The 19883-nt window shown below is 46.6% G+C and carries 20 protein-coding genes; 13 read left to right on the plus strand and 7 right to left on the minus strand.

Annotation, left to right across the window (positions count from 1 at the left end; genetic code table 11):
• Nucleotides 1–9: 9 nt before the first annotated feature.
• Both MH144_RS19570 and yhbH read right to left on the minus strand, forming a co-directional pair.
• Nucleotides 10–1446 (minus strand): SpoVR family protein, encoded by a 1437-nt coding sequence (locus MH144_RS19570; protein ID WP_239303200.1) that lies wholly within the window; start codon nucleotides 1444–1446, stop codon nucleotides 10–12.
• Nucleotides 1443–2609, minus strand: coding sequence for a sporulation protein YhbH (gene yhbH, locus MH144_RS19575; protein ID WP_095288248.1), 1167 nt, complete (start codon nucleotides 2607–2609; stop codon nucleotides 1443–1445). The genes MH144_RS19570 and yhbH overlap by 4 nt, the downstream gene beginning before the upstream one ends.
• Nucleotides 2610–2869: 260 nt before the next feature.
• Here yhbH and MH144_RS19580 point away from each other — a divergent pair, with 260 nt between their 5' ends.
• From MH144_RS19580 to MH144_RS19620, 9 genes are all read left to right on the plus strand, one after another.
• Nucleotides 2870–4201, plus strand: a complete 1332-nt coding sequence (locus tag MH144_RS19580; protein ID WP_239303607.1) for an MFS transporter — start codon at nucleotides 2870–2872, stop codon at nucleotides 4199–4201.
• A gap of 379 nt (nucleotides 4202–4580) precedes the next feature.
• Nucleotides 4581–5846: a sulfotransferase family protein gene (locus MH144_RS19585; protein ID WP_239303202.1), complete on the plus strand. Its 1266-nt coding sequence runs from the start codon at nucleotides 4581–4583 to the stop codon at nucleotides 5844–5846.
• Entirely contained in the window at nucleotides 5843–7780 is a 1938-nt protein-coding gene (locus tag MH144_RS19590) for an asparagine synthase-related protein (RefSeq protein WP_239303204.1), read from the plus strand. The genes MH144_RS19585 and MH144_RS19590 overlap by 4 nt, the downstream gene beginning before the upstream one ends.
• 55 nt (nucleotides 7781–7835) lie before the next feature.
• A complete protein-coding gene (locus tag MH144_RS19595) occupies nucleotides 7836–7967 on the plus strand; it encodes a paeninodin family lasso peptide (protein ID WP_110821067.1) in 132 nt (43 codons plus the stop codon).
• Between the two features lie 137 nt (nucleotides 7968–8104).
• Nucleotides 8105–9049, plus strand: a complete 945-nt coding sequence (locus MH144_RS19600; RefSeq protein WP_239303206.1) for an HPr kinase/phosphorylase — start codon at nucleotides 8105–8107, stop codon at nucleotides 9047–9049.
• Entirely contained in the window at nucleotides 9046–9345 is a 300-nt protein-coding gene (locus tag MH144_RS19605) for a lasso peptide biosynthesis PqqD family chaperone (RefSeq protein WP_239303208.1), read from the plus strand. The genes MH144_RS19600 and MH144_RS19605 overlap by 4 nt, the downstream gene beginning before the upstream one ends.
• Nucleotides 9346–9349: 4 nt before the next feature.
• Nucleotides 9350–9832 carry a lasso peptide biosynthesis B2 protein gene (locus MH144_RS19610; RefSeq protein ID WP_239303218.1) on the plus strand — a complete coding sequence of 161 codons (483 nt, stop codon included), beginning with the start codon at nucleotides 9350–9352 and terminating at the stop codon, nucleotides 9830–9832.
• Nucleotides 9822–11012, plus strand: coding sequence for a nucleotidyltransferase domain-containing protein (locus tag MH144_RS19615; RefSeq protein ID WP_239303219.1), 1191 nt, complete (start codon nucleotides 9822–9824; stop codon nucleotides 11010–11012). Before MH144_RS19610 ends, MH144_RS19615 begins: the two co-directional genes overlap by 11 nt.
• A 3-nt stretch (nucleotides 11013–11015) precedes the next feature.
• Nucleotides 11016–12854, plus strand: coding sequence for an ABC transporter ATP-binding protein (locus tag MH144_RS19620; RefSeq protein ID WP_239303229.1), 1839 nt, complete (start codon nucleotides 11016–11018; stop codon nucleotides 12852–12854).
• Nucleotides 12855–12958: 104 nt separating this feature from the next.
• Here the strand turns inward: MH144_RS19620 and cysC are convergent, their stop codons facing one another.
• The gene (cysC, locus tag MH144_RS19625; RefSeq protein ID WP_239303231.1) at nucleotides 12959–13594 is read right to left on the minus strand and encodes an adenylyl-sulfate kinase; all 636 of its coding nucleotides are present in this window, start codon (nucleotides 13592–13594) and stop codon (nucleotides 12959–12961) included.
• Between the two features lie 148 nt (nucleotides 13595–13742).
• Between cysC and MH144_RS19630 the strand changes: the two genes are divergently transcribed.
• Nucleotides 13743–14141: a hypothetical protein gene (locus MH144_RS19630; RefSeq protein WP_239303233.1), complete on the plus strand. Its 399-nt coding sequence runs from the start codon at nucleotides 13743–13745 to the stop codon at nucleotides 14139–14141.
• A 119-nt stretch (nucleotides 14142–14260) separates the two neighbouring features.
• Entirely contained in the window at nucleotides 14261–15043 is a 783-nt protein-coding gene (gene pdaA, locus MH144_RS19635) for a delta-lactam-biosynthetic de-N-acetylase (RefSeq protein ID WP_239303253.1), read from the plus strand.
• Between the two features lie 106 nt (nucleotides 15044–15149).
• Here pdaA and MH144_RS19640 read toward each other — a convergent pair whose 3' ends face one another.
• Both MH144_RS19640 and MH144_RS19645 read right to left on the minus strand, forming a co-directional pair.
• Nucleotides 15150–15998 (minus strand): DegV family protein, encoded by an 849-nt coding sequence (locus MH144_RS19640; RefSeq protein WP_239303263.1) that lies wholly within the window; start codon nucleotides 15996–15998, stop codon nucleotides 15150–15152.
• A 53-nt stretch (nucleotides 15999–16051) separates the two neighbouring features.
• Nucleotides 16052–16486 carry a hypothetical protein gene (locus MH144_RS19645; RefSeq protein ID WP_239303265.1) on the minus strand — a complete coding sequence of 145 codons (435 nt, stop codon included), beginning with the start codon at nucleotides 16484–16486 and terminating at the stop codon, nucleotides 16052–16054.
• Nucleotides 16487–16768: 282 nt separating this feature from the next.
• Between MH144_RS19645 and MH144_RS19650 the strand changes: the two genes are divergently transcribed.
• Complete coding sequence (locus tag MH144_RS19650; RefSeq protein WP_239303267.1) at nucleotides 16769–17155, plus strand: DUF423 domain-containing protein; 387 nt, start codon at nucleotides 16769–16771, stop codon at nucleotides 17153–17155.
• Nucleotides 17156–17293: 138 nt separating this feature from the next.
• Here MH144_RS19650 and MH144_RS19655 read toward each other — a convergent pair whose 3' ends face one another.
• Nucleotides 17294–17869, minus strand: coding sequence for a hypothetical protein (locus MH144_RS19655; protein ID WP_239303278.1), 576 nt, complete (start codon nucleotides 17867–17869; stop codon nucleotides 17294–17296).
• Nucleotides 17870–18337: 468 nt separating this feature from the next.
• Between MH144_RS19655 and MH144_RS19660 the strand changes: the two genes are divergently transcribed.
• Entirely contained in the window at nucleotides 18338–18640 is a 303-nt protein-coding gene (locus MH144_RS19660) for a YunC family protein (protein WP_095288232.1), read from the plus strand.
• A 160-nt stretch (nucleotides 18641–18800) separates the two neighbouring features.
• Here MH144_RS19660 and mtnA read toward each other — a convergent pair whose 3' ends face one another.
• Complete coding sequence (gene mtnA, locus MH144_RS19665) at nucleotides 18801–19874, minus strand: S-methyl-5-thioribose-1-phosphate isomerase (RefSeq protein WP_239303309.1); 1074 nt, start codon at nucleotides 19872–19874, stop codon at nucleotides 18801–18803.
• Nucleotides 19875–19883 lie beyond the last annotated feature (9 nt).

The following is a 19883-nucleotide window of genomic DNA, read 5'->3' on the forward strand; positions in this document are numbered from 1 at the left end:
AGAAGAAACCTACATAAATTTCCGGTGGTGCTTCTTGCCGTCATAGGTGAACCAGATTGGTTTATCCTCGACTCGGGTTTCCAGATGAACCGTTCGCCCCCAGAGCCGGTACAGATAAGGGAGGGTGCGCTCCATATACTTCAGGTCCAGCTCGATACCTTCGTACTGGTGCTTCAGCACAAGTTCACCTGTCCGCAGGTAATCGGCGTCTTGAACGACCAGGTACGGAGATCCTCCGTTAATACGAGAGAATACAAGTTGATCGCGTATGTTTTCCCAGGACTTGTCGGTGATTTTCCAGTCCGGGCCTTTTTTCTCGAATACATAGAGATCCAGATCTTCAGTCAGCTGCTTCGTCATGTAATTTCGGATGAAGGAGGTATCGGAATCGAATTCGCGAACCTCGAACATTTTGGCACGGCCCTGACCCGTTTTGCGGCCAAAGCGCTCCTGCTCTTCCCTGGATGGATGATCCCAGCGGCGTTCAATATCTTCAAAAATTTTCAGCCCCAGATAGTACGGATTCAAACTTTGTTTGGATGGCTGCACCACGGAAGAATTCAATTTGGCAAATTCAATGGTATCTTCACTACTCAGGTCGAGCTCGCGTATAATGCGTTGATGCCAGTAGGAAGCCCAGCCCTCGTTCATGATCTTGGTTTCCATCTGCGGCCAGAAATACAACATCTCTTCACGCATCATACTCATAATATCCCGCTGCCAATCCGTCAGCACTTCCGAGAACTCCTGAACAAACCACATGATGTCCTTTTCCGGCTCGGGCGGGAAGTGATGGACCTGTATTCCTTCGGATGGAGCTTCCTCTTTCTGCATATCGTCAAGCGACCATAAGTCGTCATATCGACCTTCTGGACGTGGTGCCTTTTCGCCACGCTGCTCCCGCATTTTCATCTCCATATAACGTTGTTTGTCCAAATGACGGGGTTTGATGAGTTGAGGGTCCACATGTTCCTGAATGGCGATAACGGCATCGATGAATGACTCAACAGCTTCGGTTCCGTACTCCATTTCGTAGTTGCTGATCCGATCCGCCGTGGCGGCCATGCTTTCGACCATATTGCGGTTTGATTTGGAGAAACGGGCATTGTTTTTGAAGAAGTCACAGTGCGCGAGCACGTGGGCCACGATCAACTTGTTCTGAATCAGGGAATTGCCATCCAACAGGAAGGCATAGCAAGGGTTGGAGTTAATGACGAGCTCATAAATTTTACTAAGCCCAAAATCATACTGCATCTTCATCTTGTGAAACGTTTTGCCAAAGCTCCAGTGACTGAACCGGGTTGGCATCCCGTAGGCTCCGAAGGTATAAATGATGTCTGATGGGCAGATCTCATAACGCATCGGATAGTAATCCAGGCCGAATCCATCGGCAATCTCCATTATCTCGGCAATGGCGTATTCAAGGTCGCGGATTTCATCTGTCATCTTACGCTGCCTCCTTCCCGTTTCTGGAAAAAGCTGCGCAAAGCTTTGTACACTTCGCCTTTTTCTTTGATCACATAGTACATAAACTGATCCATCTTAATATGACGGTAAGCCGACATTAATGTACTGCTGCGGTTATATTGATTGACCTCTCCATATCCAAACATGTTGCTGCGCTTCATTAACTCACCAATCAGTTTCACGCAGCGTTCATTATCCGAGGTAAGGTTATCCCCATCTGAGAAATGAAACGGATAGATGTTGTAGCTGGAAGGAGGGTAACGCCGATCAATGATATCAAGAGCCTTCATATATACAGAGGAGCAGATCGTTCCTCCGCTCTCGCCGCGAGTGAAAAATTCTTCTTCCGTTACTTCTTTGGCTTCAGTGTGATGGGCCAGAAATACAATTTCAACCTTCTCGTACTGGCGGCGCAGAAAACGTGTCATCCAGAAGAAGAAACTGCGAGCGCAGTACTTTTCAAATGAACCCATAGATCCTGAAGTATCCATCATGGCGATAATGACGGCGTTGGACTGCGGAATAATTTTGTCTTCCCATGTCTTGTAACGCAGGTCATCCGGACTGATATGGTGAATACCGGGATTCCCGGTTGTGGCATTGCGCCGAAGGTTTTCAAGGATGGTTCGTTTCTTGTCAATGTTGGACTGCATGCCTTTTTTGCGGATATCATTGAATACCACGGTATGTGTTTCAATCTGATCCTTGTCTTTCTGCTTCAGATCCGGAAGCTCAAGTTCAGAGAACAGCATATCTTCCAGTTCTTCAATACTGACTTCGGCTTCTACGATATCATGACCAGGCTGATCTCCGGCTTTTTCGCCTTTGCCCGGTTTTTGTGAGGCAGGATCACGACCGATGACATCTCCGACCTGACTGTCACCGTCACCTTGACCGACATGTTTTTGCTTTTGGTAGTTATACACAAAACGGTACTCATCCAGACTGCGGATTGGTACCTTGATGATTTGTTGTCCATCGGACATGATAATATTTTCTTCCGTAATCAGATCAGGCAGATTTTGCTTAATGACATCTTTAACCTTTTGCTGATGGCGCTGCTGGTCCTGGTACCCTTTGCGGTGAAGCGACCAATCTTCCCGGGATACGACGAACGAGTAAGGCTGGTGTGAATTTGACATGTAGGCACCCCCCATTGATTACGCGGCACAGTTTGGCCTGTCGGTAATTAAGTATATTCACCGGCGGGGACGATATGTGATGCGAGAGGAGATAAAATGATACAATTTAAGCGACTGCGTTTTTGATAACAGCTCAAAATGCCTGATGCAACGGGAACTTTTTACAGAAACGATGAACATGTATGACAAACTTCCTTTAAAATAAGGACAGGCATTGAATTGGCATTCTGTCTAGAATGCATGAAAAGGAAGGATTCTACTTGGATAAACGGGCCGTTAAAGCTTGGATTATGTACGACTGGGCCAATTCTGCATACGCGACCACGGTACTGGCCGCCGTACTTCCGGTCTTCTATGCTTCGGTAGCTGCGGCAACGCTGGATGCTGACACAGCGGCATCTTACCTGGCCTATACGCACTCGGTCGGGATGTTATGTGTGGCCTTGTTAACCCCGCTGCTGGGAGCGTTGTCGGATCTGTCTGGCCGCAAAGGGGATTTTCTACGCGTATTTGCTATCACGGGAATGATTGCAACACTTGGCTTCAGTAAGGTTGGAGAAGGGGACTGGCTGCTGGCTTCCGCCTTGCTTGTGATCTCGACCATTGGATTTGCTGGCGGGAATACTTTCTATGATGCAATGCTGCCTGATCTGGTGTCTGCGGAACGCAGGGATATGATTTCATCCAAAGGGTATGCGTATGGTTACATTGGCGGTGGATTACTGCTGGCAGTCAACATGCTCATGATTCAGCAGCCTGGTTGGTTCGGGATGGGAAGTACGCTGGCAGGTACCAGACTTGCTTTTATCTCTGTAGCGCTCTGGTGGCTGTTATTCTCCATTCCGCTATTTCGTCATGCTCCCCGCCGCCCTGCGGCACCGGATATGCCTGGATCGTGGAAGGGGTACGCAGAGGTAGGGATACGAAGATTGCGCCAAACCTTTCGCCAAATGCTTCGTTTTCCCCAGTTGATACGAATGCTGGTGGCTTTTTGGTTTTTTAATGATGGGATCAATACGATTATTCTAATGGCGACCATCTATGGGACAAGTATTGGCATTGGGACAGCCGATCTGATGCTTGCGCTGCTGCTTACCCAATTTATCGGTTTTCCATGCACCTTGCTGCTTGGCGCATGGGCGCAGCGCTGGGGAGCGAAGCGGATATTGATGTTGAGTCTGTCCATCTACGTGTGTATTGTCATCCTCGGTTATTTCATGACAGAAGCCATCCATTTTTACTTGCTTGCCGGACTGGTTGGCGTAGTGCAAGGCGTCAGTCAATCGACTGCCCGTTCATTGTTTAGCAACCTAATGCCTTCAGGCAGGACAGGGGAGTATTTTGGCTTTGTTAACATCACCGGCAAATTTTCATCCATTTTCGGCCCGTTTGTTTTTGGCTGGGTGGGCCAGATTACGGGTTCAAGCAGGTGGGGCATTCTTTCCCTGCTCTTTTTCTTCCTTGCGGGTATGGCCGTTCTAATGACAGTTAAAGTGAAGCAAGGCATGAACGACGCACTTGAGGCAGATCAGGAAGAAGGCCGTATTTTGGGATCCGTTATCCCTTCTCCTGGAGTGAACGCCAAGGCATAGTGGATCAATAGAACATAATCTTTTTTTGAAAACAAATAATGAAAAATAGCTGCTCCGGAACTGTTTATCAGAAACAGATTCGGAGTTTTTTCATGTTTGCGCACAGTCATATTTCGTAGGGACAGTGGAATAAGTATGGAGTGCTGAGTTGTCGGTGGAGGAAAATAGTGTACGGAAAAGGAAATTATGAAAAAGTGAAAATAAAAGATTGACATGATACATTTTGTATCATAGAGTAAAACTATGAATACAAACCGTATCTGAAAGATGTCGAAACATCATAGAATTGAACTTGTGCATCTTCTGTTTCGTCAAAAAAAGGATGAGAATTCGATGACCAACTGCATGCTCATTATATCGGACAGAGGAGGGGATGCCGGTGGTAGATGTTCAAGGTAACGGACTTGTCTTTTTACTCTGTGTCCCTCGTAGTGGAAGCTCACTATCCACCGTCATGCTGCAGAACCACAGCCGCATATTTGCAACACAGGAAATGTGGTTTCTGATGAATCTGGTGGATCTGTCGAAAGCAGATGCTCGTCCTTACGGAGGAAGCCCCATTGTTCGTCAGTTTTATAGTTCCATGGTCTCAGATGATGTATATGAAAAGGCATGCAGGAGCTTTGCCCTTGAAATATATAACGGATTTCTGCAGGGGAATGCAGCAGATTTCGTTGTCGATAAATCTCCACGTTATTACTATATGCTCGAATGGCTGGACCGACTTTTTCCAGAGTCCAAGCGTATCCACCTTCAGCGTAATCCACTCTCCATCGCAGCTTCCTATAAGAAAGTTAATCGTAACCAAGGAGAAGGGTTTGATCTGGTCAGCAGTCTGAAAAGCCCACATTTGAATATGAAAGCCGTCGATCTAACGCTCGGCTTGCTTCGCCTAAATGATTATTTCGCAGTAAAGAATGCCAATGCACATGAGCTTCGTTATGAACAGCTAGTCTCCAAGCCAAAAGAAGAAGTTGAAAAGTTATGTGCGTTTCTCGGCGTTGGATATGAAGAGGGCATGGAGCAATATGGCCTTCATATGGATAGTTCGAAATCCAACATGTTCTACAGTATGGGGGTCGGGGACCCGTTCTTGTCTACACATCAAGAAGCACACAAAAATTCTGTTAACAACTGGAAAAGTATACTGGATACAGCTGAAGTCGAAACATATTGCCGTGTTTTGGGGGCAGACGTGTTCCATCGTATGGGTTATTCTGAACAGCTGCATGAGGCGGAACAATGGACAGGAGTCCGTTATGAAGCAGCGCCGGATCAGGAAGTCATTGAACGACTTGGCCAGCAGTTTACGGAAGCATCGGGGTGCAGATGGAAACCACATTACGGCATACAGGGGGCCCCATCCATAACTAAGGCGAGAGATGAGATGCACGGAGCAGCCCACACTTCGGAGTCCAATACAGATCCCACCTTAGCTGCGCTTGCCACAATCAGACAATTGGAAGCAGCACTTCGTGCAGCAGACAACCGCTTGGAGCGAGGATACAGTGAGCAGGAACGATTGAAGAAGCAGCTGGCTTCTGCTCATAGCAAGCTTCAGCGAATTAAATCCTGGATTCCATTTGGTAACCAAATCAGTGCGTGGGCATCCCAGCGCAAGATACTTCGGGGAGGAAAGTCATGAGTGCCATAGCGGGAATTGTTCATACCGATGGTCAGGAAGCGTTTTGGGAAGATAGCTGGCGCCTGTACGCAAGCTTGGGACATATTCCGGCGGATACAACCGGGGTTTGGAAAGGAAACCAGGCATTCCTGAGTTGTCATGCCCAGTGGATTACACCTGAATCAGTCAACGAGAAGCTGCCTCTGGTTGATGAGGTCAGTGGTCTTACGATAACCGCGGATGCTATTTTGGATAACCGGGAGCAGCTCGCTGATCAGTTATTCATCTCCAGAAGCCAGTTGTCCGTCCTCTCGGACAGTGAACTGATCTTGAGAGCCTATCAGCAATGGGGTGAACAGGTAGCCAGCAAGCTGATTGGGGACTTTGCTTTTGCAATCTGGGACGACCGCAAACGGACATTGTTTGCAGCAAGGGATATTACCGGCATGAGAACGTTCTATTATCGGCATGACGGCAAACGTTTCTCATTTTGCACACTCATTGGCCCTTTGCTTGATCTCGAAGGGGTAACCAAGGATCTGAATGAGACCTGGTTATCCGAATTTCTCGCCATCCCGGAAATGCATGGCTCGGCAGATATTCACATGACGGCATATCGTGGAGTGAACCAATTACCTCCTGCTCATACTCTAGTCTTCCGAGCGGCCACTTTCAAAGTGGAACTGAAGCAGTATCATCGCTGGGACGAAGTAGAGCCGCTGCTTCTCAAATCGGACGGGGAATACGTTGAAGCATTTCGTGATGTATTTACTCAGGCCGTCAGTGCCCGCTTACGAACCCATCGGCAGGTGGCAGCTGCATTAAGCGGTGGACTGGATTCTGGTGCTGTTGCCGGCTTTGCTTCGGGGTCTCTGCGCAGTCAGGGGAAGAGGCTGAATGCGTACAGTTACGTGCCTGTGTCTGATTTTACGGATTATACCTCCAAAACGCTGCTAGCTGATGAACGACCTTTCATTCGCTCCACAGTGGATCACATCGGAAATATATCGGAGAACTATCTTGATTTCGAGGGCAGGAGTCCTTTTAGTGAGATAGATACCTGGCTGGACATGATGGAAATGCCTTATAAGTATTTCGAAAATTCGTTCTGGATCCGAGGCTTTTACGAAAAGGCAAGTCAGCAGGATGCAGGTGTTCTCCTTACAGGAGCCAGGGGGAATTTCACCATTTCCTGGGGGCCTGCACTGGACTATTACGCCAGTCTGATGAAACGTGGCCGCTGGATCCGCATGCTGCAGGAGATGAGGCAATATTCCCAGCGAACGGGTATGAAGTTTTCCAGAATTGCTCGTATTACTGCACAAAAAGCCTACCCGGAACGTTTCCACAATGCCTCCAAAGGGGCTGCAAATGTCGCGACCAACCAACTTATCCATCCGGAATTTGCGAGCAGAACAGGGGTGCTGGAGCGACTCGGATCACTGGTTATGCTTCAGGGAGGAGCTAGGGCAGATGCACTGAAAGTAAGAGCCGAGAAATTCAACAATCTGGCCATAGCAAACAAGAATGGAGCAGTAGCTACCAAATGTTCCTTGCGTTACCGGGCATGGGAGCGTGACCCTACCAGTGATGCCCGCGTTATTCAATTTTGCCTGTCGGTGCCTATCGAACAGTATGTCAGCAAGGGAACAGATCGCTCCCTAATCCGGCGTGCAACTTCACCTGAATTGCCTGATAAGGTAAGACTCAATCAACGTGTTCGCGGCATACAGCCCGCGGATTGGCTGCACCGGATGATCCCTGATTGGGGCGCTTTTACCGCAGAGGTGCAGACGCTTTGTTCTGATAGTCGTGTAGCCGGCATATTAAACACCGAGCGAATACAATTGGCGCTAAAAAACATACCGGATCCACGGCCAGAACTTGCCTCTCACCCGGATATGCGTTTGATGATGCACAGCCTGATCGTCTACCGCTTCATCCGCAAATTTTGAACGCTAGATTTACATACTAGGCAGCATTGTAAACTCTTGAAAGGAGGTGACAACAATGGAAAAGAAAGAATGGCAAGCACCTGCACTGGAAGTGTTGGAAGTAAACCAAACTATGGCTGGAACTGGATTCAGACAAATCGACTGGATCTCCGATCACGATGCTGATCTCTACGATCCAACTTCCTAAGTTATTAAGTTTTACGAAGAGCTATCATACTTAAAGGGCGGAAAGACAAGATTATCTTTTCGCCTCCGCCCTTATATTTGATTCCTATGAATATAAGGGCTTTTTTACATTCAGCATTGCTAAGGAGGAGTCATTCATTGTTGCCTGTGCAGTATGAAGCATATGGATTGCGTTGGCTAAGCCAATTTCAAATGCCAGAACTCCAGATCGTGCAGAACAGTAGTCAGGATGCTGGTGATATTGACGTACATATCCAGTCTGCCGATTTAACCACGCTGTGGGAAGCGTGGAATGTGGGGAATGAAAATTTCGTATCTCGTGACGGCAGTCTTTTTTTTCGAATTGAAGATACAGGCATCTTTCTGATTGAACAAGGACGCAGAATTATCGTTAACCCTAAGCAGAACGCTGATGAAAAAAAAGTTCGCTTGTTTATTCTTGGTACTTGCATGGCTGTCATCATGATGCAGCGGGGTATCCTTCCACTACACGGAAGTGCTGTGGTTATTGATGGCTGGGCTTATGCATTTGTGGGGCATTCAGGTGCGGGGAAATCCACTTTATCAGCGGCTCTGGCTTCACGTGGGTATCCGCTTCTGACCGATGATGTCGTTGCACTAACATGGGATGCCGGAGGAAGAGCTATTGTATCTCCAGGGTATCCACAGCAGAAGCTGTGGCAGCCCAGCCTGGATGGGTTTGGCATGAAAGAGGAGAATTATGCCACCGTGCATGCCGAGATAACGAAGTATGCCATACCGGTTCAGCATTATTTTCATGAGAGAGCTGTCCCGCTTGCCGGCATTTTTGAGCTGAATCCCAAACCGGATGACGTAAAGAAGCCGATTCAATTGACGCAGGTTCACGGATTGGAAAGACTTCACCTGCTGTGTACACATACCTTCCGAAGTACTCTTGTCGCAAGACAAGGCCTTGCACAGTGGCTGTTCGAGACCGTTTCGAGATTATCAGCGAGCATAGAAATTAATAGATTGACGAGGTCAGGTTCTGAATTTACTGCATTTGAGATGGTTGAACGGATCACAGATCATGTACGCAAAGGAGTGCACACCGAACAATGAAAAGTACAAAACAATTTGATTGGAAAGATCGTGTGAAGCAGAAGGAAGGTAATCTTGTCAGTGATATGGGCGGAGAAAAGGTCATGATGAGTATCCAAAGTGGAAAATACTACAATCTGGGCAGTACCGGCGGGCGCATCTGGGAACTCCTGTCTCAGGAACGGACAATCGCCGACTTGGTTGATGTTCTGGCTTCCGAGTACGAGATTGATGCGGATACGTGTCACGAACAAGTTATCCCGTTTCTTGAGCATATGTCCCGTGAGGGATTAATCGACGTTGTTCACGAGGATTAAGACGATGTTACGCAAAATCAAAGCTTATCGTTCATTGCCACGTGAAGTCAGGCTTATGGTATGGGAGGCTTACATTCATTTGGGGTGGGCACGAATCCTCAAAGCGAGACCTTTTGCCAAAATCGCCCCTGGGCTCGGCACAGCACAATATGAAACCTCGATGAACGGAATGAATCGAAATCAGATTATAGCGACTAGACATGTTTCCAAAGCCATTTTGCTGGCGAGCAGGTACACATTATGGGAAAGCCGCTGTCTAGTCATGGCGATCGCTGCAATGAAGATGCTGGAACGCCGCAAAATAGAGAGTACGCTGTATATGGGAACTGCGCGCAATAAGCAAGGACAAATGATGGCTCATGCCTGGCTGCGAAGTGGGAAGATTATCGTAACCGGAGCAGATACTATGGACCAATATACGGTTGTCGGCGTGTTTGGCAAGCGTTGTCCGGAGAAGGGAACTGGAGAAATTGTCTATGAATCTTGAATTTGATGATTACACAAAAGGGTTTCCACAGGAGCTCAAACTGATTTTGACGATCATGAAAGATGAGCTGCACGGACTTGCTCCAGAAGCAGTCAAAGCTATAACTGAAAGAATAGACTGGAAGCTCTTTTTACGACTTGTCTATCATCACAGACTGTACTCGGTCCTATATATGAAACTCAAAACATTAGAATCTCCCTTCATTCCTTCGTCTGTTGTGGAGAGTTTAAGGCAGGAATATACCGCGAATACGTTTCGCATGCTGCATCTGACCGCGGAGATGGAACAGGTCTGCGGAGCTTTCAACGATCAGGGAATTCGGAGTATTACGTTAAAAGGACCGGCACTCGCCCACGACCTTTACGGAGATGTATCCTTAAGAACATCCAAGGATTTGGACATTCTCATTCCTTTTGATGATGTGGAGTCTGCGGAACAGATTTTGGAAACGCTCGGTTATGTATCCAAGGAAGGCAAGCGGCGCCCAACCGTGCAGAGCTGGAAGTGGCGGGAGCATCATATCTGTTATAAGCATCCTCGCAAGAAAACTCAAGTGGAAATCCACTGGCGGCTTAATCCGGATTCCGGCAAAGAAACGGATTTTGAGTTGCTTTGGCAGCGCAGTCGGTTCAGTACGTACACGCAAACCCCGATCCGCATGCTGGAAAGAGAAGACTTATGGGCATATCTGGTGACTCACGGCGCCCGTCATGGATGGTTCAGACTACGCTGGCTCATGGACATCGATCAGATGATTCGCAGCATGCCTTTGGATGTGAACCTGTTAACCAGACGCCTGAAAGCCGAAGGGCGGCTCGTTATTGGTGCCCAAGCGCTCCGCCTTGTATCCGTGCTGATGAACACCCCACTGGATGCCGATTATCGCGGATTATTATCCTCTCAAGAACGTGCAGGAGAACGCCTGGCTAAACATGGTGTGTTATTTATGAACGATATGCTGGACACGCCAGCGAATTTACGTAGTTACCGCTCCTATTTGTTTGCACTGAGAAGTACCAGACAGAAGATGTTTTTCTTCATTGAACGATTATATCCAAGTACCTGGGATGTGGAACAAATGCCGCTTCCGCGCTCTTTGCACTTTCTGTATTTTCCGTTACGTCCTTTCCTCTGGTTCTGGCGGCGAATGAAAAGGAACGCGATGACGGAAAGGGGTTAACCAATGATTTCAGAACTTCGATTTTATATGCGCAAGCTTCGTGATGTAACAGGACCCGTTCTCTATTGGAACTTACTTGGCATGATCTGCATTAGTTTGATGGAGGGAATTGGAATTTATATGCTAGTCCCCATGTTAAGTTTGATTGGGATATTTGAGATGGGCTCGTCCGGTTTACAGTTATCCTGGCTCTCCGAATGGTTAGGTCGGTTCTCCGACAACAGTCAATTAGTATTGATATTGAGCGTTTTCGTCGTTATCCTCTCCGGACAGGCTTGGCTCCAACGTCTGCAGACGATTCGAAATACCCGAATTCAACAGCAGTTTATAAGAACTCTGCGACAGGAAACGTACCGGGCCATCATTATGGCCAAATGGTCTTTTTTTCTCCAAAAACGAAAATCCGATTTTAACCATATATTAACGACAGAACTTGCCCGAGTCAGTCAAGGCACGAATCTGATCCTGCAAATGGCGGCGTCCTTGATTTTTACAGCGATTCAGATTGGGCTCGCTTTTTGGTTATCCGCGAAGTTAACTGCGATTGTCCTCGTCTTTGGACTTCTGTTGTTTTTCGTTCTCAAGAAGTTCGTGCAGCGGGCCAAGCAGATCGGTGATCAGACATCCGAACTATCCCAACACTATTATAATGGTATTACAGAGCATTTTAACGGTATCAAGGATATCAAGAGCAACATGCTTGAGGAGTCGCATATCGGATGGTTTGAAAAAATATGCAAGCGTATCGAGCGTAATGTCATTCAATTCAGCCAGTTGAACAGTGGAACACAACTCATTCACCGCATATCCTCCGCTGTTATTATTGCCGCCTTCATTTACCTGTCACTGCGTGTTCTTGCTGTACCCCCGGCGAGTTTACTGCTGATCATTCTCATTTTCTCCCGGCTATGGCCCAGGTTCACATCCATTCAGTCCAATCTCGAGTATATTAGCTCGATGCTGCCCGCATTTCAGCTGGTCAGAAAGCTGCAGGCTGAAACTGATTTGAGTCGTGAAATTAGCAGATCTATCACAGATACAAGAGCTTCGAACCGGAATGCCGAAAAAGACATTCATCCGATTCAGCCGCTTGAATTGATGCGATCCATTGAATGTATAAATGTCAATTTCCGCTACGATGGCAGTTCGTCTTATTCACTCGATAACGTTAGTGTATCCATTCCTGCAAAAGGAATGACAGCCATTGTGGGCAAATCGGGTGCAGGAAAGAGTACCTTAATTGATCTTATTATGGGTCTGGTCCGTCCAGAGAGTGGGCGAATTATCATCGATGGTGTCCCACTTTCTGAGGAGCGATTACTGGCGTGGAGAAGTTCTATCGGATATGTATCTCAGGATCCATTTCTGTTCCATACAAGCATTCGTGAGAACTTGCGATTGGTTGACCCTAATGCGAGTGAAGAACAGATGTGGCAAGCCTTACAGTTTTCCTCCTCTGCAGCGTTTGTCCGCAAACTTCCTCACGGATTGGATACGATGATTGGAGATCGTGGGATTCGTCTATCTGGAGGGGAACGTCAGCGTCTTGTTCTGGCAAGGGCGATGCTGCGTAATCCGTCTGTACTCATTTTGGATGAAGCAACAAGTGCACTAGATAGCGAGAACGAGCAGCATATTCATGAGGCACTTGAACGACTTAAAGGACATGTTACCATTATCGTAATTGCCCATCGTTTGTCCACGATTCGTACAGCGGACCGGGTGATTGTACTGGAGGAAGGCCGAGTAATCCAGCAAGGAGGCTACCAACAATTATCCACTGACCCTGTGGGAACCTTCAGCAAATTGTTGAATATGCAGGCCGGTGTTGTAGGGCAGTAACAGGTGGAACAAATCATACTGACGTACATTTCAAAAAGGCACAGGATCGTCACTGTGCCTTTTGTCTGCAATGGATCCATAACCTGAATCCATACGTATATGGATTAAACTTGATTGGTAGTGGGAGCGAGAGGCAGCTGAAGTGCTCCTGTCAATTCGAGGTACTGCACAATCTTTTGAACGGCTTCGTCCAAAGGTAGTTGTTCCGTATCAATAATAAGTGACGGATCCTCTGGAACATCATAAGGTGCCGAGATTCCGGTAAAATGGGGGATATCCCCCTTGCGGGCTTTTTTATACAATCCTTTTGGATCGCGTCTTTCACATTCTTCAATGGAACACTGCACATAAATTTCAATAAAATCTTCAGGCTCAAATAGTTGTCTGACCATTTCCCGATCCTGTGCATGAGGAGAAATGAAGGCTGAAAGAACGAGTAACCCGGCATCCACCATCAATTTGGCTACTTCACTAATACGGCGTAAATTTTCCTGTCGATCTTCCGCTGTAAAACCAAGATCGCGGTTGAGCCCATGACGTACATTGTCTCCATCAAGCACATAACAACGAACGCCTCGATCATGCAGATGCTGTTCCAAGGCAAATGCAAGTGAGGATTTACCAGCACCGGATAATCCGGTAAACCACAATGCACGGCTGCGATGGCCGTTATGTAATTCACGTTCATTCCTGCTTAAACTCGATTGCTGCCAAGTAATATTGCGCTCTTCCTTCGACATGGAAATCCGCCTCTCCAACTCATGATATGTAATATATTTTAACATATTTACAAGAATATAGCACGATCTTTAATGATCTGAGGTTTAGCGTGAACTCCATCATTTTCGGGTATAGAAGTAGTACACCCATAGCAGGAGGAAGAGCAATATGAATGAAAAAATACAGAACATACAGGTTAGCTTTCAATGTGCGGACTGTGAGCATGACATTCTTGTGAGTTTTGCTGCGCAACAGGTCAGTACCGTACGATGCTCCGGGTGTAATAGGGCTTACACCTTAATGAAACCAACGATTGGTGAAGAAATATTGCTCGATTGGGAGCAAGAGGCGTTATATCATAAGATGCGGGCAGATCGTTCAGAGATGGATTATGACAACATGTCTGCACTTATCATTAAAGTTATCGAACTGCTGACCTGGCGTGACCGTGGTGACGGGCAAACGAAGGCGATCGAAACGGTCAGGGAATGGTTGTCCTCCAGCGGCAAGCCGCAAACATTAATTGAATTGCTGCATCAACCCGAACAAAGCAACAAACGATTCTAATGCTGTCATGGCAAGTGTCATTGAAAAGGTACATAGATTAGCGGTTCCTGTGGCATATTACCTGAAGGGCTCGTGATAGGAAGCGACAACCCATTATTCAGGAACAGGAGCGGTTGAAAATGAAGCGACTGGTTTTATATATGCTGTTGACTGCCGTATTGGCGTTCAGCATTTTTCCGGTGCACACTGAAGCATCGCCCGTTACCGGAGCATATCACTTTGGCTTCAAGAGAAGCCAAAACGGGCAGCTGCCCTCTATTGACCAGGAAGGTTTTAAGTCGATCCTGGAGCATAATGACGCCATCTTTTTGGGGGATACCAAACAAAAAGAATTGTATCTCACGTTTGATAACGGATATGAGAACGGATTTACTCCAGCCATTTTGGATGTGCTGCGTGATAAGAAAGTTCCTGCCGCTTTTTTCGTCACTGGTCATTATCTGAAGGATCAGCCGGAATTGGTAAAGCGCATGGCAGCAGAGGGACATATTGTTGGCAACCATTCCTGGAGCCATCCGGATATGACTCGGGTATCCAATGAAAAGCTGAAAACAGAGCTTGAACAGGTTAAAACGGAAGTGAATCGTTTAACTGGCCAGCAAGCCACTTTTTTGCGTCCGCCGCGTGGTATTTTCAATAACCGTACGCTAGCGGAGAGCCATGCTCAAGGGTATATTAATGTGTTCTGGTCACTGGCTTACAAGGACTGGGATGTCAATGTACAACGCGGAGCTGACTATGCAAGACAACAGGTGCTCAAACAATTACATCCTGGTGCTGTTATTCTCCTGCATTCAGTCTCCAAAGATAACACAGAGGCACTGGGCTCGATCATAGATGAAGCGCGGAAACAGGGATATGCATTCAAAAGCTTGAATGACCTGAAAACAAAAAGTTATTAGTTGTACAGGGACAATGTAAAAAGGGCATCCTTGGCTGAGTGCAGCCGGGATGCCCTTTATGCGCTGGTTATCGTCGTTTAACCAATGCTTAAGTGAAGCACTTTTTTTACAAAACCGTATTATAAATGATACCGATCGTTTTAGGTCCACAATGGCTGCAGATGACACATCCCGCTGTAGTTAATTCAACCCGTGCACCCGTTTGTTCCCGCAGGGATTTCTGCAGCTCAAGTGCATCCTCTTCAGCCATAGTGTGTACAACAATGATTAGGTCTGTGTCGATCTGATGCTTTTCGCTGAGTGTATTCTGCAGCATTTGATCCAGAGCCTTTTCCCTTTTTCCACGGACTTTGTAGGCTGGTGACATCTTGCCATCTGTTACGCGAATGACGGGGCGAATTTTGAGAAGGCTTCCGATCAGATTTTGCATACCTGAACAGCGTCCACCCTTGTGCAGATATTCCAGAGTGTCAATTACAAACTCGGTCCGTACATTTGGCTTCACTGCTTCAACCAAATGAGTAATTTCTTTCAGGCTCTGACCTTTCTCCGCAGCATGCACTGCCTTCATGACAAGCAGTCCAATTCCGGAGGAAAGATTAAGGGAGTCAACAACAGAGATGCGGCCTTCGGGAAACTCTGAACTTGCTAGCAGTGCGTTTTGATAAGTGGATGAAAGCTCAGAAGACAAACTGATATACAGGATGTCGTCCCCTTGTTCTATGTAAGGTTGAAAAGCTGCCATGAAATCAGCAGGGGATGGAGCAGCCGTTTTGGGCAGTCGTCCGTCTTTGCTTACGCGCTCATACAGCTGTTCAGGTGTGATCTCAACACCATCCTTCAGCGATTCATCACCGAATACAACGTACAACGGAATGATCCCGATATCGTGAGTCTTAATCCAGTCTGGATTCAGATCACTCGTGCTATCTGCAAAAATCTTGATTCTTGACATGTCAATCTCCTTTGGATACGAGAATTTGGCTAAACGGTTGTGGTCTGGTTGTATTACGTCATATAAATGCCAGCCAGAATGAGTCCTGCAAATGCGAGGATCATGATACCGTTAAGGATTGTACCGATAATGGGGAATACCTTTTTACGCTTTTTAAGCACAAGACCGATGACTCCGAGAATAAGACCGGCCAGATTAAGAACAAGGCAAACTAGGATAAACAGGGATGCCAGCAATACAGCTGGATGCAAAGCAATTTCCTCAACCTGCACAGGCTGTGTTATCGTCCCAAGAGCACTGCTAAGTGCAATGGTGGCAAGGAAGAAGGTCAAAATATAACCCAATAGTGCTACCAGTCCAATGACAAAACTTGCGATACCCGGACCGGAATGTTTCGTTCTGTTCAGTGCGGGATCTGTAGGATCTGCCGGATTGGTCGTAAAGGGATCATTGCTTCCGGATTGTTTATACGTATTTTGATGTTCCATTAATATCATACCCCTCCTTACTCATTATGGATTGTTATTAACCTCATTTATGCATGGTGATTCTCCTGAAGGTTACAGGAATACAGACCCTTTTACTTTTCCACAACTACCGATAAAAATCAAGGTTTCTCTTTACTTTATGCACTATCATTAACATCCTTTCGATCCGCATCCCAACGCCATATGTATGGAAGCTCATAACATCCCGCTAAACTGGTAAACAACTCAGAGATTCGTTAAAATAATCATTAGTGTGACATGACATAAGGGGAGAGAAGTGAAATGCAACGAGTATGGATGACGGTTGGAGCCGTAATGACAATGCTGTCTGTAGCGATTGGCGCGTTCGGTGCCCATATGCTTAAAGAGAAAATCGGCGCAGATGCCATTGCCGTATATGAAACCGGAGTACAGTATCACATGATTCATGCCTTGGCCTTGTTAATTGTTGGGTTAACAGCTGGTCAACTCGGGGCGTCCTCCAAGCTAAAATGGGCGGCGCGTCTACTGTTTATCGGTATTATTGTGTTCTCTGGCAGCTTGTATGTACTTAGTATTACGGGCATCAAAGTTTTAGGTGCCATTACACCTATCGGTGGTGTTGCTTTTATTGCTGGATGGTTGTTATTTGCTTTAGATGTGTGGCAACGAGGGAAAGAGCGCTCCTAATTAGAGTGTGACTACCCGACGGATAAATGGTCTGCTGGAAGTAGGATTCAGCTTACATGAGAATGGAAAAAGCAGCTTACGAGGAATGATGTGAAATTTCCACGTAAGCTGCTTTTTGGGTTTGAGTTCGTAATGGATCTACAAAAATTCGTCAATTTCATTCGTTCGGAATGAGTAGACTTGTTTTTCATCCACATGGTAGACACTTACAATGCTGTTATCCCGATCAAAATTCAAAATGCGGCATGGAATACTCTGATGTTTGCCGTTCTTGTTGTTGACCACAATTCGTGTAAGCCGGTTTTCCTTAATGAGGGTATCAATCCATTCATCAAAGGAATTTCCCTGAGAAGAACTGGCCGACTCTGGTGCAGCTAAATTCTGAGAAGAAACCGTTTCCTTTTGGTCTTGTGGTTTTGCCGAGTTTGATGAATTTGTTGATTCATTCGATGGAGCTGTTTTCAGTCCGCTCAATTGAGATTTTTTCCGTTCGTGGTGAAGGGAGGTGATCGAATCTTTCCTGGACTGGATCGTTGCTTCAATAATTTTGCCAAGCTCTAAGCCGGATTGAATCCGAAAGTCCGCAATTTGTTCCTCTTTGTTCATGAGCTCCAACAGGGACTGTAGCGCCAAGGCATTCGAGCGGCTTTTGATAAGAATGTCGACATTAAATAAAAAGCCAACTTCTTCTCCGTTGGATAAGGTTTCCTTCATTCATCCCAGCCCCGTTTGTAGATATGTCAGTCGATAAATACGCTTCAATTCACTATATCATTAATGTGGCAATAATCATAGTACTAGAGACGCAGAAAATAACGGGCAGCATTGCGGGGCTGAACCAGTTTTCATATGACCAGATACATTTTCTGCATCTATTTAATTTTATGGGATGTCGTGAGAAATTTAGTGTGATCTTACTAATTCAGAAGTTATATAAAATACGTCTTTCATGAAGGCACATTGGACAAGAGAAGGTTTGAACTATTGCTATAGCATTAAATTTTAAATTTCTTTAGCAGTGTATTAGTAAGAAAGACGATGATGAATATAGCAATAAATGATCCAATTTAAAGTGACCTTTTTAAGCCTTTTAGTTTGTTTTCCGCAGGTGTCCACACCGACACTCGGAATGGGGCATACAATTATCCTGACCTGCGGGAATAGGAGGTGGATCGGAAGATTATGGTGAGCATGGAGCCGATTGTAGTTGGAGAGCATGTGCTGGTTGGGGTGGAAGTGAAGTTACCCAAAACGACGTTACTGACAATAAACACATCCAAAGGATATATCATGTGTGGAGCACTTGATGTCGGATTACTTAACGAAAAGCTTGGGGATCGCAAAATTATTGCGGCTCGGGCGGTTGGGGTGCGAACGCTGGAACAGCTGTTACATGCGCCGATGGAGTCCGTTACAACCGAAGCTGAAGCGATGGGCATAACGGTTGGTATGACAGGTGTAGAGGCGTTGCTGAAGATGATCTGATTCGGGACAACGTCCGGTGAAACGATGTGAGTGGCTGAGATAGCTTCGAAACAGTGCTGATGCGGCTACAACCTAATTCTACAAATGGTTCACAAGAAAAAAAGTAAAAGGGCCCCCCTTCGGAGCCCTTTTTATCTGCATCATCTAGATAGATTCTACATTATACTTCTTCCTTGGCAAACAAGGCAGCTAGGTTTTCTTTGAACGGAGCACGAACGACACCTTTTTCCGTAATGATTGCTGTTACATACTCATTAGGGGTTACATCAAATGCAGGGTTAAATACTTTCACCCCTTGTGGTGCTGTACGTTTGCCAAACCCTTCGGTTACTTCCTCGGCAGAACGCTCCTCAATCGGAATGAGATCTCCGGAAGGTGTGGATAAGTCAATTGTGGACAGCGGGCTGGCTACATAAAACGGAATATTGTGCGCTTTGGCAAGCACCGCTACACTATATGTTCCGATTTTGTTCGCCACATCACCGTTTGCCGCGACGCGGTCTGTACCCACGATAACGGCTTGGATCCATCCTTTGGACATCACCATACCTGCCATATTGTCACACAGAAGGGTAACATCGATACCCGCTTGCTGCAGTTCGAAAGCCGTCAAGCGTGCACCCTGGAGGACAGGACGAGTTTCGTCTGCAAATACTTTGAGTTGAATGCCACGTTCCTGAGCGAGATACATTGGGGCGGTTGCCGTGCCGTATTTGGCTGTGGCAAGTCCACCAGCGTTGCAGTGTGTAAGCACACCCATACCATCTTCGAAGAGTGGAAGGGCATGTTCTCCGATCATCCTGCAAACCTCTTCATCTTCTTTCTGAATCAGAAGGGCTTCTGCTTCGAGTGCAGCATTGCTGTCTTCGATGCTTGTTCCAGCTTCGGCCAGATCACTTGCCTTTTGCATCATTCGATCCAGTGCCCAGAACAGATTCACCGCTGTTGGGCGTGAAGTAGCCAGATGGGCACAAATGGATTTTACATGATCAAGCCAGCCTTGAATGATAAGTCCATCGTAAGCTTTAGCCCCCAATACGACACCGAACGCAACAGCGATTCCGATAGCTGGAGCGCCGCGAACTTTCATGGAGTGAATGGCTTCCCACACTTCTTCAGGTGTATATAGCTTAAGCATCAGAATCGTTTCGGGCAGAAGGCGTTGATCAAGCATTTCAAGCTTGTCCTGTTTCCAGATGAGGGAGGACAGAGGCTGATGTTTAGGGGTTGTCATGGATGTTCC

The sequence above is a fragment of the Paenibacillus sp. ACRRY genome (assembly GCF_022346995.1).
Classification (GTDB): domain Bacteria; phylum Bacillota; class Bacilli; order Paenibacillales; family Paenibacillaceae; genus Paenibacillus.